Genomic DNA, 22,507 nt, shown 5'->3' with positions numbered 1-22,507 from the left:
CCGACAGCAACGACCTATTTCGGCACGCGCATCAACCGCAGCCCGTTCGCCACCACCAGCAGGCTCGCGCCCATATCAGCGAACACCGCCATCCACATCGTCGCGCTGCCGAACACCGCGAGCACGAAGAACACGCCCTTGATGCCCAGCGCGAGCGTGATGTTCTGCCACAGCACCGAATGCGCACGGCGAGACAGGCGGATGGTTTCGGGAATGCGGCGCAGGTCGTCGTTCATGATGACCACGTCGGCCGCTTCCATCGCGGTGTCGGTACCGGCCCCGCCCATCGCGAAGCCGATGTCGGCCTGCGCGAGCGCGGGGGCATCGTTGATGCCGTCGCCGGTCATCGCGGCCGCGCCGTAGCGCTGCTGCATGGCCTTGATGGCGTCGAGCTTTTCCTCGGGCAGCAGGTTGCCGCGCACGTCGTCGATGCCGGCGTGGGCGCCGATGGTCTTCGCGGTGGCGGTGTTGTCGCCGGTGAGCATCACGGGCACGACGCCCAGGGCGCGCAGCTCCGCAACCGCGGCCTGCGACGATTCCTTGATGGTGTCGGCCACGGCAAACAGCGCGAGCACGGCCTTGTCCGATGCGAGCAGCGTGACGGTGCGGCCCGCTTCTTCATGGCGCTTCAATTCGGCTTCGAGCGACGGCGTGCACAGGCCACGTTCCTCGATCAGGCGGTGGTTGCCGAGCACGTAGGCCTGCCCCGCGTGCGTGGCCTGCACGCCGCGGCCGGGCAGCGCGGTGAAGTCGCCGACCTCGTCCCGCTGACCCTTCAAGCCTTCGGCAATGGCCTTCGACACGGGGTGATCCGAGCGGCCCGCGATGCTGGCGGCAATGGCGAACACCGTAGCTTCGTTGCCCGATGCTTCGATCAACGTGGACTCGACCAGCTTCGGCTTGCCTTCGGTGATCGTGCCGGTCTTGTCGAGCGCCACAGCCTTGAGCTTGCGCGCTTCTTCGAGATACGTGCCGCCCTTGATGAGGATGCCGCGCCGCGCGGCCGATGCGAGCGCGCTCACCACCGTGACGGGCGTGGAAATCACCAGCGCGCAGGGGCATGCGATGACCAGCAACACCAGCGCCTTGTAGATGGCCTGCAGCCACGTCCAGTCCATGAACAGCGGCGTGAGCGTCGCGACGGCCAGCGCCAGCACGAAGACGGTGGGCGTGTAGATGGCGGCAAACCTGTCGACGAAGCGTTGCGTCGGCGCGCGGGAGCCCTGCGCCTCTTCGACCGCGTGGATGATGCGCGCGAGCGTGGTGTTGGCCGCCACGGCCGTCACGCGGAATTCCAGCGCGGCAGTCTGGTTGATGGTGCCTGCGAACACGGCGTCGCCGATGGTCTTGTCGACCGGAATGCTCTCGCCCGTGACTGGTGCCTGGTCGATGGCGCTGATGCCGGCGGTGACAACGCCGTCGAGCGGCACGCGTTCGCCGGGGCGGATGCGCGCGATGGTGTCGAGCACCACGGTGTCGGCCATCACAGTCTTCCAACTGCCGTCGGCCTGCTTCACCTCGGCCTGCTCGGGCGCGAGCGCCAGCAGGCTCTGGATGGCGTTGCGCGCGCGGTCCACGGCGCGGGCTTCGATGAGCTCGGCAATCGCATAGAGCGCCATCACCATCGCGGCTTCGGGCCACTGGCCGATGATGAAAGCGCCCGTCACGGCCACGGCCATCAGGGCATTGATGTTGAGGCGCCCGCGCACCAATGCGCCGAAGCCCTTCTTGTAGGTGTCGAGTCCGGCGAGGCCGATGGCACCCAGCGCGAGCACCATCTCGGCGGCCATGAAGCCCTTGCCCTCGAGCCCCATGAAGGAGATCGACTCGGCCGCGATGGCCAGCACCAATGCGGCGACGAGGCGCGCGAGGCCCATGCTCATGCCCGCGATGCGCGCTGGTGCGACGGGTTTCGCGCCTGTCGCTTCGACTACAGGCTCGGGCTTGAAGCCGGCCTTGCGGATTGCATCGAGCGCCAGGGGCAAGGCAGCAGCGTCCGCCGTGATTGCCATCGTGCGTTCGCCGAGGCGAAAGCGCAGACCCTGGACACCGGCTACCGGCTCCAGCGCGCGGCGGATCTCGGACTCTTCGACGGCGCAATCCATCGTGGGAATGCGAAAGAGCAAGGCGCCCTTCGGGATGTCGGCCGTGTCGACGACGGCTGGCGACGAGCCGCAGACCGGGTTGCCGCAGCAGGAGGTTTCGGCCGGAGCATGCGCATGCGTGTGTCCGTGCGCATGGCTGTGACCATGGTCGTGATCGTGCGGGTGAAGGGCCGGAGTGACCGGGTTCAGAGTGGTCCGATTCGTCATGGAATCGATTGGAAACCCTGAAGCAGGTGTAGAGTCAACCGCTCATTTCCACTCGTACATTTGCCGCATCATGAAAATCGGTGAACTGGCCAAGGTCGCGAACACGCCGGTCGAAACCATCCGGTACTACGAGCGCGAGCAACTGCTTCCCGAGCCCGCGCGCACCGACGGCAATTACCGCATCTACGACGAAGACCACGCCCAGCGCCTGGGTTTCATCCGCCGTTGCCGCTCGCTGGACATGACCCTCGACGAGATCCGCAGCCTGCTGAAATTTCGCGACGCACCGCAGGAAGACTGCGGCGAGGTCAACCAGCTGCTGGACGACCACATCGGCCACGTGGCCGCGCGCATCACCGAGCTCAAGACATTGGAAAAGCAGCTGAAGGCGCTGCGCCAACAGTGCTGCGGCCCCGAATCGGCAAGCGCCTGCGGCATCCTGCAGGAGCTGGACACCGCCGCGCTCGCACCCGAGGCCTTCAGTCAGCACGCAGGCCACGTGCATGGGGCGCTGCACGCGCCCGCCAAGCGCGCCGGCTAGTCAGGCCGGCCGGGCTCGCTATTTGCCGATGAGCTGCGTGAGCTTGTCCGCCTCGAAGCTCTCGTCGCGCGCCGCGTCGCCGGGCACGCAGTCCTTGGTGCCGGGCTGCGCCGACAACTTCTCGATGGCCTGCCACAGCAGCGCGATCTGGTGCTCCTGCCCTGATGCGCTGTCGACCAGCCCGCGCAGCGCCTGGCTCAGCGGATCGTCGTCCTGCGTGATGCCATAGGCCGAGAACTTCTGCGGTTCGGCCACATCGGCGCTCTCGTCGGTCTTCGACGGGATGATGCGTGCGGGAATGCCCACCGCCGTCGCCCCTGCCGGCACCGGCTTGATGACCACCGCATTGCTGCCGATCTTGGCGCCGTCGCCGACGACGAACCCGCCCAGCACCTTGGCCCCCGCGCTCACCACCACATTGCGCCCCAGCGTCGGATGCCGCTTGGTGCCCTTGTAGAGCGAGGTGCCGCCCAGCGTCACGCCCTGATAGATGGTGCAGCCGTCGCCAATCTCTGCCGTCTCGCCGACCACCACGCCCATGGCATGGTCGAAGAACACCCGCTCGCCGATCTTGGCCGCCGGGTGAATCTCGATGCCGGTCATCCAGCGAGCCCAGTGCGCAATGAAGCGGGCGGGCCACTTGAAGCCATGCGTCCAACAGGCGTGCGCCCAGCGATGCAGCACCACGGCATGGAAGCCGGGGTAGACCGTGATCACTTCCCAGGCGCTGCGGGCGGCCGGGTCGCGTTCGAGGATGCACCGGATGTCGGCGCGCAGTCGAGAGAACATCGCTGCCTTTTGTCGTTATTATCGATATGGGGCGGGCAGTCTATAACCCGCCGTCATCGCTTACAGGCGATAAGGTTTTAAAAGGCTACGAGCCTCGCGGCGGGCGAGTGGCGTCGCTCATGGCCTTGGCGATGCCGCGCAGGATGTGGATCTCTTCCGGCGTGGGCTGGGCGCGGTTGAAGAGCTGCTGCAGCCTCGGCATCAGCTTCTTGGGCGCCTCTGGGTCGAGAAAGCCGATCTCCACGAGGGAACGCTCCCAATGGTCGAGCATGCCGGCCACCGCCTGCGCATCGGCCGCCTGCACCGGGTTGATGGCCTCGCGCACCTCGTAGCCGCCGAGCGCCAGCCGCCATTCATAAGCAACCACCTGGATTGCCGCGCCCAGGTTGAGCGAGCCGAATTTCGGGTCGGTCGGGATGCTCAGGGCCACGTTGCAGCGGTAGACGTCCTCGTTCCGCATGCCGAAACGCTCTGAGCCGAACAGGAAAGCCACGTGCTGATCGCCCTGCTTCGCAAGCGGCTCCAGGTGCTCCCGGGGCGTGCGGGTGGGCGGGCCGAAGTCGCGCGGGATCATGGCCGTGGCGCACAGGTGGGTCACGCCGTCCAGGGCTTCATCCAGCGTTTCGACGATGCGGGCGTTGGTCAGCACGTCGAGCGCGCCGCTTGCGCGCTGGATGGTTTCCTCGCGCCGCAGCACGTTGGCCCAGCGGGGCGCCACCAGCACGAGGTCGTCGAAACCCATGGTTTTCATGGCGCGGGCGGCGGCGCCCACATTACCGGCGTGACTGGTCTGGATCAGGATGAAACGGGTGCGCATGGCGGGTTTGGAGACACTAACGGGCGGAGCCGGTAAAATGCCCGATTCTCGCCGCCCGCATCGCCGGGTCGCCTCCGGGGGACCAACCCCACCGTTCTTCTCACAATCCAGAATGTCGTCCCCCAACCTGCATCCCATGCTCAACGTGGCCGTCAAGGCCGCACGCGCCGCCGGCGCGATCATCAACCGCGCCGCCCTCGACGTCGAGGCCGTGCGCATCTCCCAGAAGCAGGTCAACGACTTCGTCACCGAAGTCGATCACGCCAGCGAAAAAGCGATCATCGAGACGCTGCTTGGCGCATACCCGGGGCACGGCATCCTGGCCGAAGAATCGGGCACCGAATACGGCGCCAAAGACTCCGACTACGTCTGGATCATCGATCCGCTCGACGGCACCACCAATTTCATCCACGGCTTCCCTGTGTACTGCGTGTCCATCGCACTGTCGGTGCGCGGCAAGATCGAGCAGGCTGTGGTCTACGACCCCACCCGCAACGACCTGTTCACCGCCACCAAGGGCCGCGGCGCCTACATGAACGAGCGCCGCATCCGCGTCTCGAAGCGCACCCGCCTCAACGAGTGCCTGATTTCCACCGGCTTCCCGTTCCGCACCGGCGACAACTTCAAGCAGTACCTGGCCATCATGGCGGACATGATGCCCCGCGCGGCCGGCCTGCGCCGCCCCGGTGCCGCCGCGCTCGACCTGGCCTACGTGGCCGCCGGCTTCACCGACGCCTTCTTCGAAACCGGCCTGAACCCCTGGGACGTGGCCGCGGGCTCGCTGCTGGTCACCGAGGCCGGCGGCCTCATCGGCAACTTCACGGGCGAGCCCGAATTCCTCGAACAGCGCGAATGCCTGGCCGGCGCCCCGCGCATCTATGGCCAGCTGGTGCCGCTGCTCGCCAAGTACTCCAAGTTCGCCAACGTCGACGACAAGCTGCGCGCCAGCGACCGCGTGCGCGCCGTGTCCGCCTCGACCAAGTCGAACGCGGACGATGCCTCGGCTGACCTCTACGCCCGCAGCACCGTGGTCGACTTTGCCGACGAAGCGGCCGAAGGCGCCACCCCGGCCACGGCCGAAGCGAAGCCCGCTCCCCGCAAGCTCACGCGCGTGCGCCGTGACACGCCCGCCAACGGTGCCTCTCCCCAGTCTTCCCAGCCTTCCCAGCCCCACGAGGGCGACGCTTCCGCCAAGTGACGATGCTGGGGCCCAACGCCGCGCCCCGCGTTCGTGCCGCTCTGCGCATTGCGCTGAGCCACTACGTCGCGAGCGGGCTCACCGTTGCGCTGGGCCTGCTGTTCATCTCGGGCGGCATCCACTTCTGGCTCGGCACCATCGCGGCCTCGGCCGCCGCCACCGGCGTGATCGTCACCGCGCCGCCCGACCTGCCCGGCCCGCGCCGCGGCAAGTTCTTCCAGATGCTGCCGGCGCCGCTCATCGGCCTGCCGCTGTTCTTTGCCGTGCAGATGCTGCACACCGCGCCAATCCGCCTCGGGCTTCTGCTGGTGCCCGCCACCTTCATGGCCTTCCTGGCCATGGCCTGGGGCAAGCGGGGCATCCCGATCGCGATCGCGGTGATGTTCTCGATGGTGTTCTCCATGGCCACGCCGGCGCCCACCGGCATGGCCGACGCGCTGGAGCGCACCTGGCACTTCGGCCTGGGCGCAGGCCTGTACGTGATCTGGGCCACGCTCGCCAACCTGGCGCTCAACGGGCGCTTTCGCACCCAGTCGGTGGCCGACGTGCTGTATTCGCTGGCCGCGCTGATGCGCACCGAGGCCAGCCAGTTCCTGCCGCAGGACGAAACCCGCGACGTGCGCGACACCCCCGCGCCGGTGCTGGGCCAGCTGCTGCGTGAACAGGCCGCGCTGGCCGACCAGCTGCAGGCCACGCGCGACATCGTGCTCGAATCGCCGCGCACCCCGCGCCGCCAGCGCCTGGCCGCCATGCTGGTGATCGTGCTCGAAATGCGCGACCAGCTGCTGGCCAGCGAGCTCGACCTCGACACCCTGCGCGCACACCCCGCGCATGCCGAGGCGCTGATCGAAATGCGCTGCGTGCTCGAAGAACTCGCCGACGAAACCATCGCGCTGGCCGACGCCCTCATGATGGGCCGCCACCCCGAAGCCGTGGCCGACCGGCGCCCGCGCCTCGCGGCCATCCACGTTTCGGCCGACGACAGCGCAAACATGCACGGTGGAGGCGGCGGCCACATCGGCCCCACGGCTGCCATGCTCGCGCGCGGGCTGGCCAGCCGCATCGGCCACATCAACGACGAAGTGCTGCGCCTGTCGGCCATGGCGCGCGGCGATGCCGAGCCCAACCTTGCCGTGGTGCGCGCCAACTGGCAGCTCTTCGTGAGCCCGACCGACTGGTCGTTGCGCCCCTTCCTCACGCTGTGGCGCTGGGACCAGCCGCCGCTGCGCCACGCCATTCGCGCGGCGCTGGCCATTGCCGCGGGCTACGCCATCGCTGTGTCGATGCCCTGGGGCTCTCACGACTACTGGATCCTGCTGACCATCGTGGTCGTGCTGCGCGGCAGCCTCTCGCAGACGCTGGAGCGGCGCAACGCGCGCGTGGCCGGCACGCTGCTGGGCTGCGTGCTCGCGGTGGGGCTGCTGTCGGCGCACCCGTCGGCGCTGATGCTGCTGGTGATCGTGACCGTGGCGCAGGCCATTGCGCACAGCTTCGCGGTGCGGCGCTACCTCATCACCGCCGTGGCGGCCACCGTGCTCGGCCTGGTGCAGGCCCACATGCTGAACGTGGGCGTGGCGCCCATCTTCGCGCTGTTCGAGCGCATCGCCGACACGCTCATCGGCGCAGCGCTGGCCTGGGGCTTCTGCTACGTGCTGCCCTCGTGGGAGCGCACGCAGATTCCGGCGCTGGTGTCGCGCGTGCTCACCGCGCAGGCCCGGCATGCGCGCCTGGCGCTCGGCCTGGGCCAGCTGCAGGCCATCGACAGCAGCCCCGAGCTCGAATGGCGTCTCGCGCGCCGCGAGGCCTACGACAGCCTCTCGGCGCTGGTGCAGGCCACGCAGCGCTCGCTGTCCGAGCCGCGCGCGGTGCAGCCGCCGCTGGAGCCGCTCGAACACCTGCAGGCCCACAGCTACCAGCTGCTCGCGCAACTGAGCGCGGTGAAGTCGATGCTCGTGCTGCGGCGCGACCGCCTCACGCCGGCAGAGGTCGAGGGCCCCATCAGCCGCACCGCGCAGCGCATCGAGGCGGCCATCGGAACCACTCCCACCACCGGCCCCTCTCACCCCGAGAGCGCCGGCTCGACCACCGTCGGTGGCCCGATCCCCCTGCCCGACCCGTTCGACAACGACATCAGCCCCTGGCTGCTGCGCCGGCTCGACCTGGCCACGGCCCTGGCCACGCAGCTGCGCGACGACGCGGCGCGAATTCTTCAACCACTGAACGAGACAACAGCAGCCACGACGACCACCGCCTGATGACCAAAGAGATACTTGCCCACCCCTGGTTCGGCACATGGATTGCCATCCTCGTCGCCATCCCGCTCGCTCTTCTGGTTCACCGCATCGGCGGCCTTGTCCTGAAGCGCATCACCCGCCCCGTACCCACGGTGCACGCGATGGTGATCAACTGCAACGCGCCGGCACGGCTGGTGCTGCCGCTGGTTGCGCTGCTGCTCATCTTCCAGGCGGCGCCTGATGACCTTCGCTTCATTGGCAACGTTCGCCACCTCAACGGCCTGCTGCTCATCGCCGCCGCCACCTGGCTCACCGTGAAAGCCATCAGCGGTTTCGCCGACGGCGTGCTGGCGCAGAACCCCTCCGACATCGCCGACAACCTGCAGGCCCGTCGCGTGCTCACGCAGACCCGCGTGCTCGCGCGCACCGCCATGACAGTGGTCGTGGTGGCCGGCGGCGCGATGATGCTCATGACCTTTCCCGGCGCACGCCAGGTGGGTGCGAGCCTGCTGGCCTCGGCCGGCGTGATCGGCATCGTGGCCGGTCTGGCGGCCAAGCCGGTGTTCAGCAACCTCATCGCCGGCCTGCAGATTGCGCTGGCGCAGCCGATCCGCATCGACGACGTGCTGGTGGTCGAAGGCGAATGGGGCCGCGTCGAAGAAATCACCGGCACCTTCGTCGTCATCCGCATCTGGGACGACCGGCGCCTGATCCTGCCGCTCACCTATTTCATCGAGAAGCCGTTCCAGAACTGGACGCGTCACTCGGCCCAGCTGCTCGGCTCGGTCTTCATCTACGTCGACTACGGCATGCCGCTCGCGCCGCTGCGCGAAGAGGCAGAGCGCATCGTGAAGGCCGCGCCCGAGTGGGACGGCCGCTTCTTCAACCTGCGCGTGACCGACGCCACCGAGCGCACCATGCAGGTCCGCGTGCTCTGCACCGCCGCCACCTCGGGGCTGGCCTTCGACCTGCGCTGCAGCGTGCGCGAGGGGCTGATCGATTTCATGCAGCGCGAGTACCCGCAGTTCCTGCCGAAGACTCGCATCGCGAGCGAAGGCAACCAGGAGCGCGAACACCAGCAGGCCGCGGCCTGATCCGGCCTTGAAGCCAGAGCGACCGCCCCCCGAACGGCACTCCGCGCTCACGCGGGCCCTGCTGTACGGCTTTGCGCTGCTGTGCCTGGTGCTCGGTCTCATCGGCGTCGTCGTGCCCGGCATGCCGACGACGGTGTTCATCCTGATGGCCGCCTGGGCGGCCGCCCGCAGCTCGCCGCGGCTGCACGCCTGGCTGCTGAATCACCGCCTGTTCGGCCCGCTGCTGCACAACTGGGCCAACGGCCGCACCGTGAGCCGCCGCGCCAAGTGGAGCGCGACGGCAACGATGGCGGTGTGCGCGGTGATCGTTTCTTTCACCGCACACCGCACCTGGCTCGCCGTACTGGCCATCGCGTGCATGGCGACGGTGCTGGCGTGGCTGTGGTCGCGGCCACTTCCGCCACCGTAAACGCTGCGATCAGGGATCAGCGCCTGCGGCGCATCGCGGGAAGCGCGAGGTTCGTGAACGCGCGCAGCAGCCACTCCACCGGCCCGTAGACGAAGCGGCTCATCCACCAGCGGCTCAACACCAGCTGCGCCGCGAAGATCACGAAGGCGATGGCCGTGGCCGCGAGCGGGCCGACCGTGCCGATCCAGCGCAGCCCGTACGCCAGGAAGAGCCATGCGCACACCAGCGACTGCATCAGGTAGTTGGTCAGCGCCATGCGCCCCGCCGGCGCCAGCAGGCCTTCGAGCACCTGACCGCGCGGCGTCTGCATCAGCAGCACCAGGCCTGAGGCATAGGCGGCGGCAAGAAAAGGCGCCGTCAGCAGCGTGGCCGCGAGGCCATAGAGCTCGCGGACGGCGTTGTCCAGCCTTATCGACGGAAAGGCATACACCAGGGCCCCCGGCAGCCCGATGGCCAGCCCCCAGAACAGCAGTCGCCGGAACAGCGCACGATGCGCATCGGCATTTGCGAAGAGCCCGCGCCGCCCGGCGATGAAGCCCGCGAAGAACATCGCCAGCGCCGTCGGCGCCTGCACCAGCCCCGTGACCCACCAGATCTGCGACAGCTCGCGCAGGTGCTGGACGATCACCGTGGCGGGCGTTCCGCGATAGGCCCCCAGTGCCGCAGCCGCCTCGCCGTAGGCATTGCGCATCGTGTCCTGCGGAATGCCGGCCATCGCCCACAGATACCCCATGCCGGCCCAGAGCAGCGCCGTCGCCAGCACCAGCCCGACCGCGCAGCGCGCGAGGAACACATCGCTGCGCCGCCGGAGCATCAGCAGCACCGCGCCCAGCACCGCATAGGTGGTGAGGATGTCGCCGTGATAGAGCACCACAGCATGCAACAGGCCGATGACCCACAGCGCCCCCAGGCGCCGCAGCAGGCGCGGCGCGAAGGGCTTGCCGTCGCGTTCGGCCGCGCGCATCTGCAAAGTGAAGCTGTAGCCGAAGAGAAAGGAGAACAGCAGGTAGAACTTGGTCTCGAACACCAGCGTCCTGACGAGCAGGGCCGCGCGCTCCAGTGCCGATTGCGCCATCGGATCAGGCACGCCGACGCCGTAGTAGGTCGAGGAAAAGCTCGCGATGTTCACGACAAGGATGCCCAGCAGCGCGAAGCCGCGCAGGGCGTCGACCAGCGACTGGCGTTCAGGGTCGACTTTTCTCATGAGTCCACCATTAGACCAAGCGGCCGATCTGCGATTCAAAAGCCCCTTGATCTCGAACGCCCCACTCGGCTTGAGCACTGCGGCGCACCGTGGCACGATCCGCCGGATGACCAGCAGACCCACCGCTGCGCAGCAACTGCGCGACCTCGCACGGCTGCGCCGCGTTCGCGACCGGATCGACCGCGAATACGCGCAGCCACTGGACCTTGAAACGCTCGCGCGCGACGCGGGCATGTCGGCCGGGCACCTCAGCCGCCAGTTCCGCATCGCCTACGGCGAGCCGCCGTATGCCTACCTGATGACGCGGCGCATCGAGCGCGCAATGGCGCTGCTGCGCCGCGGCGACCTGAGCGTTACCGAGGTCTGCTTCGCGGTCGGCTGCGGGTCGCTGGGCACCTTCACCACCCGCTTCACCGAACTCGTCGGCATGCCGCCCGGCAGCTACCGGCGCCAGGAAGCGAGCGCGACCGAGGGAATGCCTTCGTGCGTGGCCAAGCAGGTGACACGACCGATCAGGAATCGAGAAGCGCCGGCCCCCGAGCCGCAGCTAGCATCGCCACCCCTGCCTACCTAGCACTATCGCCATGAACATCACCATTCACTCGACCTTCCTCCCGCACGACGACCCGGAAACCTCGCTGGCCTTCTACCGCGACACCCTCGGCTTCGAGATTCGCAACGACGTCGGATACGGCGGCATGCGCTGGATCACGATCGGCCCCGCCGGCCAGCCCGGCATTTCGATCGTGCTGTATCCGCCGGCCGCCACGCCCGGCCTCACCGACGACGAGCGCCGCACCATCGCAGAGATGATGGCCAAGGGCACCTACGCCACGATCCTGTTTGCCACCAAGGACCTCGATGGCGCCTTCGCGCGACTGCAGGCCGCCAAGGCCGAGATCGTCGAGGAGCCGACCGAACAGCCCTACGGCGTTCGCGACTGTGCCGTGCGCGACCCGGCGGGCAACATGATCCGCATCCAGCAACTGCGCTGACCCATCATCCAAAAGACGGAGACACGATGAGCAAGGCCCCAAAGAAGGACTCGAAGGACACGCAGAAGAACGCACCCCACGCCGCCGACCACCACGACCTGATCCGCGTGCAGGGCGCCCGCGTGAACAACCTCAAGGACATCAGCGTCGAGCTGCCGAAGCGGCGGCTGACGGTGTTCACCGGCGTCTCGGGCTCGGGCAAGAGTTCGCTGGTGTTCGGCACCATCGCCGCGGAGTCGCAGCGGCTCATCAACGAAACCTACAGCGCCTTCGTGCAGGGCTTCATGCCAACGCTGGCGCGGCCCGAGGTCGACGTGCTCGACGGCCTGACGACCGCGATCATCGTGGACCAGGAGCGCATGGGCGGCGACCCGCGCTCCACCGTCGGCACCGCCACCGACGCCAACGCGATGCTGCGCATTCTCTTCAGCCGGCTCGGCAAGCCGCACATCGGCTCGCCCAGCGCCTTTGCCTTCAACGTGCCATCGGTCAAGGCGACCGGCGTCATCACCGTCGAACGCGGCGCCAGCAAGACCGTGAAGCAAAGCTTCAACCGCACCGGCGGCATGTGCCCGCGCTGCGAAGGCCGGGGCGCCGTTACCGACTTCGACCTGACGGCGTTCTACGACGACAGCAAGTCGCTCAACGAAGGCGCGCTCACCATTCCCGGCTTCAGCATGGAGGGCTGGTACGGCCGCATCTTCAACGGCTGCGGCTTCTTCGACCCCGACAAGCCGATCCGCAAGTTCACCAAGAAAGAGCTCGACGCCCTGCTCCACAAGGAGCCGACCAAGATCAAGGTCGACGGCATCAACCTCACCTACCAGGGACTGATTCCGCAGGTGCAGAAGTCTTTCCTGGCCAAGGACGTCGACGCCATGCAGCCGCACATCCGCGCCTTCGTGGAGCGGGCAGTAACGTTCAGCACCTGCCCCGAGTGCGAAGGCACCCGCCTCAGCGAGGCGGCCCGGTCTTCGAAAATCAAGAAGATCAGCATTGCCGATGCCTGCACCATGCAGATCAGCGACCTGGCCGAATGGGTGCGCGGCCTCGACGAGCCTTCTGTGGCGCCGCTGCTCGCCAAGCTGGCGCACACGCTCGACTCGTTCGTGGAAATCGGGCTCGGCTACCTGAGCCTCGATCGTCCCTCGGGCACGCTCTCGGGCGGCGAGGCGCAGCGCACGAAGATGATTCGCCATCTCGGCTCCTCGCTCACCGACGTGACCTACGTCTTCGACGAGCCGACCATCGGGCTGCACCCCCACGACATCCAGCGCATGAACAGCCTGCTGCTGCGGCTGCGCGACAAGGGCAACACCGTGCTCGTGGTGGAGCACAAGCCCGAGGCCATCGCCATCGCCGACCACGTCGTCGACCTCGGCCCCGGGGCCGGTACTTCCGGCGGCACCGTCTGCTTCGAGGGCACTGTCGAAGCACTGCGGGCCAGCAACACCCTCACCGGCCGGCACCTCGACGACCGGGCCGCCCTCAAGAAGAAAGTGCGCAAGCCCACGGGCAAGCTGCCGATTCGCGGGGCAAAGACGCACAACCTGCGCAACGTGAGCGTCGATGTACCGCTCGGCGTGCTGGTCGTCGTGACGGGAGTGGCCGGCTCCGGCAAGAGCTCGCTCGTGCACGGATCGATTCCTGCCGGCGCGGGCGTGGTGTCGGTAGACCAGGGCTCGATACGCGGCTCGCGGCGCAGCAACCCAGCCACCTACACCGGGCTGCTCGACCCTATCCGCAATGCGTTCGCAAAGGCCAACGGCGTGAAGCCTGCGTTGTTCAGCGCCAACTCCGAGGGCGCCTGCCCCGCCTGCAACGGCGCGGGCGTCATCTACACCGACCTCGCGATGATGGCCGGCGTTGCCACCACCTGCGAGGAGTGCGAGGGCAAGCGCTTCCACGCCTCGGTGCTGGAGCATCACTTCGGCGGGCGCGACATCAGCGAAGTGCTCGCGATGTCGGTGACTGAAGCCAAAGAGTTCTTCGGCGCTGGCGATGCACGCACGCCGGCCGCACACGCCATCCTCGACCGGCTTGCCGACGTCGGGCTCGGCTACCTCAGCCTGGGCCAGCCGCTCACCACGCTGTCGGGCGGCGAGCGGCAGCGGCTCAAGCTGGCCACTCATATGGCGGAGAAAGGCGGCGTGTACGTGCTCGACGAGCCGACAGCCGGCCTGCACCTTGCCGACGTCGAGCAACTGCTCGGCCTGCTAGACAGGCTGGTGGATGCAGGCAAGTCGGTCATCGTCGTCGAGCACCACCAGGCGGTGATGGCGCACGCCGACTGGATCATCGACCTCGGCCCCGGCGCCGGGCATGACGGCGGCCGGGTCGTGTTCGAGGGCACGCCTGCTGACCTCGTCGCCGCCAGCTCCACCCTCACGGGCGAGCATCTCGCGGCCTACGTCGGCGCCTGAGCGGGGCGCTTCTTGCGCGGCGCAGCAGGCTTAGGCCGCTGTGCGTCCACCGCGCTCGCATACGCCTTCACGGCCCATTCGTGCAGCACGTGCGGGTCGTCCATCGCATCGACCGGCGCCTGGTAGTAGCTCGCCACCTTGACGTTCGAGACGCGCGTGGCATATGTGAAAGGCGTCGCCCCGATGCGTTCGAACTCCGGGCGGGTGGTGTCGTCCACTCGCAGGTAGAGCGTGCTCTTCATGACGAAGGCGAACTGCACGCCCTGCATGACCAGCCCGAAGCCGCCGAAGAAGCGCTTGACCTCGATCGGGCCCATCGCATGCAGCGACTCGGCCAGCTCGAGCGCACGCTCACGCGACGGTTCGGACTTTGTTGGTGCGGCTGTAGCTCCTTTTGCACGGCTCATGCGACGGCCTTGCGTCGCGGGTCCGTCACGGGGAAGCCGCCATGCACTTCGAGCAGCCGGAGCAGCGCTTCAGAGCTGTGCGCCCTGGCCCAGTCCTTTTCCGAATCGGTGATGCCCACGGCATGAAGAAAGTCGAACTGGCCCGAGGCCAGCTGCGCCGTGGCGGGGTAGTGCTTCGGCTCCGCCAGCACGACGCAGCGCAGGCCGATGGCGCCCTTCTCGCGGATCACATCGCCAATGGGGATGCGGCCGCCGTAGTCGAGCAACGGTTTGCCTTCGCCGAATTGCCCGTGCGCGAGCAGCACGTTGTAGGCCAGCAGCCGGCGCAGCAGCTTGATCGGCCACTGGTCCTTGGGCTGCGAGGGCACTTCGATGACCAACTCGGAACCCAGCCACGAATATTCCTCGGGGTTGTAGTCGGCAGGCTCCGTCTCCCAGGGCGTCGACCCGCCCGAAGTGACGTAGAGCCACGAGTTGCGCGCGGGCGTCGGCTCGAACTCGAACACGCCGAGGTGCAGCCAGCGCGGATCGACGTTTTCGGCGCCCAGCGACGTGAAGTCGTCGTGGTCCAGCACGAAGATGCCGTTGTGCTTTTCACCGAACAGCTGCGGGTAAAGGGTCTCCTCGCGGTAGGCCCAGACTTCTTCCAACGAACTCATCGGCTGCTCCTCCTCTGTATGTCCATGCCGGCGAGAGCATAAGCGTGAGACCGGACAGACGCCACCAGCATTAAGGACTAGAGTGCCCCACGCGGATGTCTTTCTGCGCATCACCGAAAGGACTCCCATGACACACACCAGGCCTTGCGATGGCTGACGCCGCCTTCTTTCACGACGCTTCGGGCACGGTGCGCTTTTCGGTGGCGGTGGAGGGCCACGACGTGAACGCGAGCATCGGAAGGGAAACCCTGCGCTATCACTACCGCACCGGCGAAGACGCCGACCCACTGAACACCTACGGCCTTCATGCCCAGGAAATCGACGCGGCCGTGCGGCGCCGGCTGGCACAGGGCTCGATGGAGCCCGTGATGCTGCGGGAAAACGACCTCAAGGCTCCCGCCTAAGGCCTCAGCTCTTTCGCTTGAGCACGATCCCGCGGATCGTTGCGAGCAGCAGCCGCGCGCCCTCCCCCAGCTCGCCGCTGCGGCGCACCGTGAACCCGACCGGGCCTTCGGTGCCCGACGTGTCGATGGCCACGCGCTTCAACTCGCCGCGCGCGATGAAGCCTTCCACCGCTCCTTGCGGCGCGAACCATACTGCGTCGCAGCGCTGCAGCAGCCCCACCACGAAGCTCGTGTCGGTCGCCTCCACCAGCCGATTGGGCAGCGCCAGGCCTTGCGCGATCAGGAAGGCATCGGCCGTGTGCCTGATGAGCGTGCCCGACACCGGCAGCACCAGCGGATGTGCGGCCAGCGCGTCGAGCGTCGGCTTGCGCCGTGACGCGAGCGGATGGCCGGGGCGCACCACCAGCAGCAGGGGCTCGCTGAAGAGCTGTTCGAAGGCCAGGTCAGCCATGGCCGAGGCCTGCGCGAGGCGGCCGAGCACGACGTCGATTTCGCCCTGGCGCAGCTGCGTCATGAGCTGCGCATTGGTGCCGCTCATCACGCGCACGCGCAGCGCGGGATGAGCGTCGTTCAGCAGGGCGACGGCTTCGGGCAGCAGGTTGGCCACCATGTTCGGCAAGGCGCCGACGGCCACGCGCAACTGGTCGGCCTCGGGCTGGTCCATGGCCAGGCCCATGCCTTCGCGCAGGCCACGCAGGGCAGAGACGGCATGGCGCACCAGCACCTCGGCGGCCGGTGTGAGCTCCACGCCGCGGCGGCGGCGCAGCAGCAGCTGGCGGCCGACGATCTCTTCCAGCTCGGCGATGGTCTTGGACACCGCCGGCTGTGTGAGCGACAGCGCCTCGGCCGCACGCACGAGGTTGCGCTCCTGCGCCACCATCACGAGGCATTGCAGATGGCGCAGCTTCAGGCGCGCAAAGTTCATGGCTGACATGGGGCTTTCCTTGAGCGAGCGGCCGTTTGAATATAACCATCGGGAATACCTGGCAGAAGAGCTTTCAGTTGTGCCGGTGCCGCCAGCCTCCTAGAGTTGCCTCCAACAAGGAGACAAACAGAGACATGACCACCGGTTCACCGAAAGCCTTCGGCGGCACGCGCCGCCTTGCCATTGCCATCACTACCTGCGCGGCACTCGCCCTTGGCACCATCGCCCCCCACGCCGCCGCAGCCGACGCGCCCTACCCCACCAAGGCGGTGAAGTTCCTCACCAACTTCCCGGCAGGCGGCCCCATCGACATCCTCGGCCGCGCGCTGGCCGATGCGCTGCAGAAAGACCTGAAGCAGCCCTTCATCGTCGACAACCGGCCCGGCGCCGGCGGCAACATCGGTGCCGACCTGGTCGCCAAGAGCCCGGCAGACGGCTACACGGTGCTGCTGGGCATCGACAGCACCTTCACCATCAACCCGCACCTGTACGCGTCGATGCCCTTCGCGGCCAAAGACCTGAAGCCGCTGATGATCTTCAGCTCTTCGGGCCTGAGCTTCGGCGTGGCCCCGGGCGTCAAGGCGAAGACGCTGCCCGAGTTCATCGCGCAGGCCAAGGCCGAGCCGGCCACCTTCAGCTCGGCCGGCAACGGCAGCCCCGGCCACATTGCCGCCGAGATCTTCGCCACAGAGACGGGCGCGAAGATCACGCACGTGCCCTACAAGGGCAACTCGCCGGCCGTGCTGGCGCTGATGGGCGACGAGGTGCAGGCCGGCATCCTCGCCACACCGGGCCTGCTGCCGCAGGTGCAGTCGGGCAAGCTGCGCGCGCTGGCCGTTACCGGCAAACAACGCTCGCCGCTGTTGCCGCAGGTGCCCACCGTGAGCGAACTGGGCCTGAAGGGCCTGGAGTTCGAGGTGCTCTATATCTCGATGGTGCCCGCCGCCACGCCCGAACCGGTGATGCAAACGCTGCGCGCCTCGCTGCAGAAGGCGATGGCCCTGCCCGAGGTCAAGGCCCGGCTGGCCTCGCTCGACATGGTGCCGCTGGGCGAAACCGGCAGCGCAGCCAGTGAGCACCTGGCCGCGAGCCAGGCGCGCTACGGCCGCATCGTCAAGGCAACCGGCATGAAGGTGGACTGATGAGGCCGGTGTTGTCGCGGGGTAAACCCCGGCAATGGTTGATTTGATCAATCGAACGCAGCGTCTTCAGAATCGTCCGCAACCGCGAGCCTCGCGGTCACACTTACTGGTCACCGCCCGACCGAAGACGACGACAAGGACTTGCCCATCATGCTGCCGACCTCCCTTTTCACCCGCCGCGCCGCCGGCCTGCTGGCCATTGCCGGCTTTGCGGCGGCCTTCGCCACCCAGGCAAGCGCCCAGGCCAAGTTCGACACCCCCCTGCACATCGTGGTCGGCTACGCCCCCGGCGGCGCCACCGACCGCGTGGCGCGCATCGTGGGCGACAAGCTCGGCGCAAAGCTGGGCGTGGCGGTGGTGGTAGACAACAAGCCCGGCGCGGGCGGCCGCCTTGCGGCGCAGCAGGTGAAGATCACGCCCGCCAACCAGAACGTGCTGATGCTCGCCAACCCCGCCGTGATGATCGTCGCGCCGCTGGTCTTCAAGGACAACAACTACGACCCAGAGCGCGACTTCGTGCCCGTGTCGTACGTCAACGACTACAACTTTGCGCTGGCCGTCTCGCCCAGCCTGCCCGTGCGCGAGCTGAACCATCTGCTGGCCTGGATGCGCGCCAACCCCACGCAGGCCAACGTGGGCGTGCCGGCCACCGGCAGCCTGCCGCACTTCTTTGGCCTCATGGTCGGCGAAAAGGCCAACGTGCAGACCCAGGTGATCGGCTACCGCGGCTCGGCCCCGCTGCTGAACGACCTGATCGGCGGGCAGGTGCCAATTGCGGTGGACACCGAAGACGTGGTGGTGCCGCAGCATGCTGCGGGCAAGCTGCGCATCCTGGCGCTGTCGGGCGCCAAGCGTTCGCCCTTTGCGCCGAACGTGCCCACCTTCAAGGAAGCCGGCCTCGACCTCTCCGCCACCGGCTGGAACACCTTCTTCGCGCCGAACAGCATGCCCAAGGACAAGGTCGAGCGCCTGTCCAACCTGATCCGCGAAGTCATGCAAGACCCGGACACGCAACGCAAGTTCAAGGACTCCGGCATGACGCCGGTGGTGAGCACGCAGGCGCAGACCGCCGCCATGCTCAAGGCCTACCGCGCGCAGTGGGCGCCGGTGGTGCAGAAGTCGGGCTACCAGCCCTGAACCCCTTCAAGAAGAACGTCAAAGAGACATGACCACAAGACCCAACATCATCTTCATCGTTGCCGACGACCTCGGCTATGCCGACCTCGGCTGCTACGGCGGCCGCGACGCCGTGTTCGGCCCCGTGTCGCCTGTGCTCGACGGCCTGGCCGCCAACGGCCTGAAGCTCACGCAGGGCTACGCGAACTCGCCCGTGTGCTCGCCTACCCGCTTCGGCATGATCACCGGCCGCTATCAGTACCGCCTGCGCGGCGCCGCCGAAGAGCCCATCAACAGCAAGAGCCGCGGCAGCACCACGCTCGGCCTGCCCACCGACCACCCCACCCTGCCTTCATTGCTGAAGGCCAGCGGCTACCAGACCGCGCTCATCGGCAAATGGCACCTGGGCTACCCGCCCAGCTTCGGCCCGCTGCGCTCGGGGTACGACGAATTCTTCGGGCCCATGTCGGGCGGCGTCGACTACTTCACCCACTGCGACTCCACCGGCCGCCACGACCTGTGGTTTGGCGAAGAAGACAAGCAGGAAGAGGGCTACCTCACCGACATCCTCTCCAAGCGCGCGGTCGAGTATGTGGAGCGCATGTCAGAGCAGGAAGCGCCCTTCTTCCTGAGCCTGCACTACACCGCCCCGCACTGGCCATGGGAAACGCGTGACGACGCCGCCAAGGCGCCCACCGTGAAGGACAACCTGTTCGACCTGGCCGGCGGCAACATTCATGTGTACCGCCGCATGATTCATCACATGGACGAAGGCATCGGCTGGATCATGGCCGCGCTGCAAAAGCACGGCATGGCCGACAACACGCTGGTGGTGTTCACCAGCGACAACGGCGGCGAACGCTTCTCGGACAACTGGCCGCTGGTGGGCGGCAAGATGGACCTGACCGAAGGCGGCATCCGCGTGCCATGGATCGCGCACTGGCCCGCGGTGATTGGCAAGGGCGGCGAGAGCACGCAGCTTTGCATGACCATGGACTGGTCAGCCACCATGCTCGACGCGGCCGGTGTTTCATCGCATCCGGACTATCCGCTGGATGGCGTGTCGTTGATGCCCGTGCTGAAGGACGCGAAGCACAGCTTTCGCCGGCCGCTGCACTGGCGCATGAACCATCGCGGGCAGGAAGCGATGCGCGATGGGGACTGGAAGTATTTGAAGGTGGACGGGAACGAGTACCTGTTCAACATTCCTGCGGATGAGCGCGAGCGGGCGAATCTGGGGAAGAAGGAGCCTGAACGACTGGCTGCAATGCGGGCGGACTGGGCGGCTTGGAATGCGACGATGCCTGCTATTCCGGAGGATGCGACAGTTAGTTTGGGGTATTCGGTTAGGGATATGCCGCAGAGGTGAGGGGGTTCGCATGCGGCCACAGACTAGGCTTAAGTGTGGCCTCCAAGGCATAGGAACGCTTCTGAGGACTGATGGCTGCAATCAGGCTGTCTCTGGACAAAGGGGCCTGCAGTTTGGCCGCTGGAACTGCCTCGCCGAGGACTGCTCAAGACTCATAGAAGCCGCCAAATGCGAGCGCGCGGGAACGACTGCTGCGCATAGGACTACATCGCCCCCATCAATGCTCGCCGATCGGCACTTCCAGTCGATCGCGTGCGACACAGTATCCATCCTTGATGATGAAGCACTCCACGAAGTGCGCGCCAGAAAAGTCGGTACGCTCGATAAGGTCCTCGCGACCCTTGTCCGAAACAATTTGCCCACGAATCATGCTTTTCTGTTCCGCAAGGATGCCGACGTTGCGCACCTTCCAGAGCACGCCATAGGGTTTAGGCACGTTACAACTCTCGACGTAAAACCGTAGCGACCGCCCTAGGGCTACCCAAGGGAAAACACTCTGCAGCCAGCGTATGCGCCCCTCATTCTTGCCGCCGGCGCTGACCTCGCAATCGATATCCAAGTCGTACTGGATATCGAGGGGAAACTTGTCCTCGATGAACTCCTCCGTCTGTTTAATCTGCCGCCCGATTCCAATCACGGCGGCAGTGGCCTTGGCAGTCGATAGGCTTGGGAAGAAGCGTGAACCGAAAACCCCCTTCCAGAGGGTCTCCTTCTTCTTGTCGGTGTCCGCGTCAATCGCCTCCTGGCACTTTGCCGCTGCCTTTTTGGCTTTGCGCTGAAATTTCCCCTTGGTACCGACGCGTTGCGCGCTTCCCGGAGCAAGCCAATAGTCTTGCTCCGGCAGATTCGCTAAGTAGGCGAATACGTCCCGCGCCAATTCGGGATAACTACCGTAGGACTTGTCGTCATACAAAGTCGTTTGCCCAAAAAAACGATAGGCAAGCGTGTCGATGAGCATCCCACTCATTGGTGCGCCAACAGCCTCCTTCCAGGAGCGGAGCATCTTGCATACGCGCTTGAGATTTCGATTCGAAGTGCGATTGCGCTCGTTGGTCGCTGCGATTTCCTGGCGCGGCTTGCACTTGCACCATGAGCCACCATTGTTTGTGTCGCCGTATATGTACGAGTTGTCATTCGCATCGTGGAAAGCTGGAAGCACTTCGACACGGTATCCGCTGAACTCGACGACAACGACTTGACCGTCGCCGCTCATCTTCGTGTTTGGATACCTCGCGGTAAGGCAATTCTTGACCTCCTGCAGCATCTGAGAAGGCCCGTTTCCTTGGACCTTCTTGAAGCGCTCCAAGTCTTTCGCAGGCAACTCAAACACCATGTCGAGGTCGCTGATACCGTGGATCGCAGTGTTGCGACCATAGGAGCCGACCTGCAAGCAGTGGGTCGAATCAGACTCCAGATTCCAGTAGTCCTTGTTTAACCTTGTCGTGATCGAGCGGTACGAGGTCGAAATGGCATCTTCGTTTCGAACCGCGAGGTTCTTACGGAACTGCTCAAAGTGCGCGTAAGTCATGGCTTGCCCTCGCAGGCGACCGGTTTGGTCACCAGTCGAGCATCGGGAGCACTCCAACCATAGATGAAGGATGCGAAACCGACAACGAGCGCGATGAGCGCAAAGTAGGCGGTTAACGGAATCTTGTCCCGCCAAAAACTGAACGGGCGAACTTCGTGAATCCAGTCGACCTGGGCAATCCAGAAGAACTTGTAGTGCGCGTACCAATCCGACAGAAAGACCTGCCTACTTAAAGACTTTTTCAGCATATCGTTGTGAAGATCTTGAACCTGCTTTAGCACTGGGCCGAAGTCCGCCCCATCAGGCATTGACTTCACTTCACGATAGAAAACGTGAAGCGCATGAAATCCCCGGGTTAGTTCCTTGCCAGACTCCTCGTAACGGGATTTTTCAGATCCGTAGAACCCGATGTAGAGAGACACGATCCCGAAGATCACGAAGACAGCCGCGACATGGGCGGTCGCCCAGAATGGAACAAAGAGGCTATAGATGCCGCCGGTCAGTGAGATTAGACCCAACCATCCAGGACCCTTTTCGATGATGTCGTAACTAGCAAAGTGCTTTTTGGCCCCGAAGCCCACGTCGTAGCCTGCTACGGCGATGTACTTGAGCAGTTCTTGTTTGGTCATGTCGCTTACCCGGGAAATTTAAGTGCCGAACGCCTAGACGTCGGGCGGAGCTTTCGCAATAGCCCGTTGGAGCGGTCGGCATCGCGTCTATGTCTCAAACATGTCCGTGCCGAGATGGGGTCAATGTCGACTATCGCCGCATATCCGACAACAGAACTCTGAAGATCAGACCCGTGGCAACTGATGCGTAAGCGTCCGGCCAACCCATCTTGAATCCGCCGGGAGGCCCGACCAGCATGGTGTCCACCAGACTCACAGGTGGACACCATTCAAGACTCCAAACGACTCCCCCGGCGGCGGCATGACGCAGCC

General features: G+C 66.2%; 21 protein-coding genes. 12 read left to right on the top strand and 9 right to left on the bottom strand.

The genetic code is table 11. From position 1 onward, the window contains the following. Positions 1–14: 14 nt before the first annotated feature. The gene (locus ACZYSP_RS29255; RefSeq protein WP_489017975.1) at positions 15–2,312 is read right to left on the bottom strand and encodes a heavy metal translocating P-type ATPase; all 2,298 of its coding nucleotides are present in this window, start codon (positions 2,310–2,312) and stop codon (positions 15–17) included. A 70-nt stretch (positions 2,313–2,382) separates the two neighbouring features. Between ACZYSP_RS29255 and cadR the strand changes: the two genes are divergently transcribed. After that, positions 2,383–2,853, top strand: a complete 471-nt coding sequence (gene cadR / locus ACZYSP_RS29250; RefSeq protein WP_097199486.1) for a Cd(II)/Pb(II)-responsive transcriptional regulator — start codon at positions 2,383–2,385, stop codon at positions 2,851–2,853. 18 nt (positions 2,854–2,871) lie between these two features. Here cadR and cysE read toward each other — a convergent pair whose 3' ends face one another. Together cysE and ACZYSP_RS29240 are read right to left on the bottom strand one after the other, a co-directional pair. Beyond that, positions 2,872–3,642, bottom strand: a complete 771-nt coding sequence (gene cysE / locus ACZYSP_RS29245; RefSeq protein WP_093177697.1) for a serine O-acetyltransferase — start codon at positions 3,640–3,642, stop codon at positions 2,872–2,874. A gap of 85 nt (positions 3,643–3,727) precedes the next feature. Continuing rightward, entirely contained in the window at positions 3,728–4,459 is a 732-nt protein-coding gene (locus tag ACZYSP_RS29240; protein ID WP_093057903.1) for an RNA methyltransferase, read from the bottom strand. A 112-nt stretch (positions 4,460–4,571) separates the two neighbouring features. On the opposite strand from ACZYSP_RS29240, the gene ACZYSP_RS29235 reads away from it, so the two are divergent. Genes ACZYSP_RS29235 through ACZYSP_RS29220 form a run of 4 tightly spaced genes read left to right on the top strand, consistent with a single transcriptional unit; the run spans position 4,572 to position 9,394 of the window. Next, positions 4,572–5,657, top strand: a complete 1,086-nt coding sequence (locus ACZYSP_RS29235) for an inositol monophosphatase family protein (RefSeq protein WP_489017972.1) — start codon at positions 4,572–4,574, stop codon at positions 5,655–5,657. A 2-nt stretch (positions 5,658–5,659) separates the two neighbouring features. Then, entirely contained in the window at positions 5,660–7,912 is a 2,253-nt protein-coding gene (locus tag ACZYSP_RS29230; protein WP_093057905.1) for an FUSC family protein, read from the top strand. After that, the gene (locus ACZYSP_RS29225; protein WP_435460726.1) at positions 7,912–8,985 is read left to right on the top strand and encodes a mechanosensitive ion channel family protein; all 1,074 of its coding nucleotides are present in this window, start codon (positions 7,912–7,914) and stop codon (positions 8,983–8,985) included. The genes ACZYSP_RS29230 and ACZYSP_RS29225 overlap by 1 nt, the downstream gene beginning before the upstream one ends. A gap of 7 nt (positions 8,986–8,992) precedes the next feature. Beyond that, the gene (locus tag ACZYSP_RS29220) at positions 8,993–9,394 is read left to right on the top strand and encodes a YbaN family protein (RefSeq protein WP_489017969.1); all 402 of its coding nucleotides are present in this window, start codon (positions 8,993–8,995) and stop codon (positions 9,392–9,394) included. A gap of 16 nt (positions 9,395–9,410) precedes the next feature. On the opposite strand, the gene ACZYSP_RS29215 is transcribed toward ACZYSP_RS29220, so the two are convergent. Further along, positions 9,411–10,598, bottom strand: coding sequence for a DUF418 domain-containing protein (locus tag ACZYSP_RS29215; protein ID WP_489017967.1), 1,188 nt, complete (start codon positions 10,596–10,598; stop codon positions 9,411–9,413). A gap of 106 nt (positions 10,599–10,704) precedes the next feature. Between ACZYSP_RS29215 and ACZYSP_RS29210 the strand changes: the two genes are divergently transcribed. The 3 genes from ACZYSP_RS29210 to ACZYSP_RS29200 are packed head-to-tail and all read left to right on the top strand — an operon-like array spanning position 10,705 to position 14,016. Next, the gene (locus ACZYSP_RS29210) at positions 10,705–11,172 is read left to right on the top strand and encodes a helix-turn-helix transcriptional regulator (protein ID WP_093079809.1); all 468 of its coding nucleotides are present in this window, start codon (positions 10,705–10,707) and stop codon (positions 11,170–11,172) included. A gap of 10 nt (positions 11,173–11,182) precedes the next feature. Next, positions 11,183–11,593, top strand: coding sequence for a VOC family protein (locus ACZYSP_RS29205; RefSeq protein WP_093079807.1), 411 nt, complete (start codon positions 11,183–11,185; stop codon positions 11,591–11,593). 26 nt (positions 11,594–11,619) lie between these two features. Continuing rightward, complete coding sequence (locus ACZYSP_RS29200) at positions 11,620–14,016, top strand: ATP-binding cassette domain-containing protein (RefSeq protein WP_489017964.1); 2,397 nt, start codon at positions 11,620–11,622, stop codon at positions 14,014–14,016. Here the strand turns inward: ACZYSP_RS29200 and ACZYSP_RS29195 are convergent. Further along, positions 14,001–14,423: a TfoX/Sxy family protein gene (locus tag ACZYSP_RS29195; protein WP_489017962.1), complete on the bottom strand. Its 423-nt coding sequence runs from the start codon at positions 14,421–14,423 to the stop codon at positions 14,001–14,003. The genes ACZYSP_RS29200 and ACZYSP_RS29195 overlap by 16 nt on opposite strands. Next, positions 14,420–15,082: a suppressor of fused domain protein gene (locus ACZYSP_RS29190; RefSeq protein WP_489017960.1), complete on the bottom strand. Its 663-nt coding sequence runs from the start codon at positions 15,080–15,082 to the stop codon at positions 14,420–14,422. The genes ACZYSP_RS29195 and ACZYSP_RS29190 overlap by 4 nt, the downstream gene beginning before the upstream one ends. Before the next feature lie 149 nt (positions 15,083–15,231). Between ACZYSP_RS29190 and ACZYSP_RS29185 the strand changes: the two genes are divergently transcribed. Continuing rightward, a complete protein-coding gene (locus ACZYSP_RS29185) occupies positions 15,232–15,486 on the top strand; it encodes a DUF1488 family protein (protein ID WP_093057913.1) in 255 nt (84 codons plus the stop codon). Between the two features lie 4 nt (positions 15,487–15,490). Here the strand turns inward: ACZYSP_RS29185 and ACZYSP_RS29180 are convergent, their stop codons facing one another. Beyond that, positions 15,491–16,420, bottom strand: a complete 930-nt coding sequence (locus ACZYSP_RS29180) for a LysR substrate-binding domain-containing protein (RefSeq protein ID WP_489017957.1) — start codon at positions 16,418–16,420, stop codon at positions 15,491–15,493. Positions 16,421–16,545: 125 nt separating this feature from the next. On the opposite strand from ACZYSP_RS29180, the gene ACZYSP_RS29175 reads away from it, so the two are divergent. The 3 genes from ACZYSP_RS29175 (at position 16,546) to ACZYSP_RS29165 (ending at position 20,038) form a co-directional block, all read left to right on the top strand. Beyond that, positions 16,546–17,553, top strand: coding sequence for a Bug family tripartite tricarboxylate transporter substrate binding protein (locus ACZYSP_RS29175; protein WP_489017955.1), 1,008 nt, complete (start codon positions 16,546–16,548; stop codon positions 17,551–17,553). Positions 17,554–17,703: 150 nt separating this feature from the next. Next, positions 17,704–18,690, top strand: a complete 987-nt coding sequence (locus ACZYSP_RS29170) for a Bug family tripartite tricarboxylate transporter substrate binding protein (protein WP_093177712.1) — start codon at positions 17,704–17,706, stop codon at positions 18,688–18,690. A 28-nt stretch (positions 18,691–18,718) separates the two neighbouring features. Further along, positions 18,719–20,038 (top strand): sulfatase family protein, encoded by a 1,320-nt coding sequence (locus ACZYSP_RS29165; protein ID WP_489017952.1) that lies wholly within the window; start codon positions 18,719–18,721, stop codon positions 20,036–20,038. A 217-nt stretch (positions 20,039–20,255) separates the two neighbouring features. Here ACZYSP_RS29165 and ACZYSP_RS29160 read toward each other — a convergent pair whose 3' ends face one another. Together ACZYSP_RS29160 and ACZYSP_RS29155 are read right to left on the bottom strand one after the other, a co-directional pair. After that, a complete protein-coding gene (locus ACZYSP_RS29160) occupies positions 20,256–21,566 on the bottom strand; it encodes an SMODS domain-containing nucleotidyltransferase (RefSeq protein ID WP_489017950.1) in 1,311 nt (436 codons plus the stop codon). Next, positions 21,563–22,195 (bottom strand): SLATT domain-containing protein, encoded by a 633-nt coding sequence (locus ACZYSP_RS29155; RefSeq protein WP_489017948.1) that lies wholly within the window; start codon positions 22,193–22,195, stop codon positions 21,563–21,565. The genes ACZYSP_RS29160 and ACZYSP_RS29155 overlap by 4 nt, the downstream gene beginning before the upstream one ends. Between the last annotated feature and the right edge of the window lie 312 nt (positions 22,196–22,507).

This window comes from Variovorax sp. F042, from assembly GCF_057814215.1.
The sequence above is the reverse complement of the archived record's forward strand: the minus strand, read 5'-3'. Positions and strand labels throughout refer to the sequence as shown.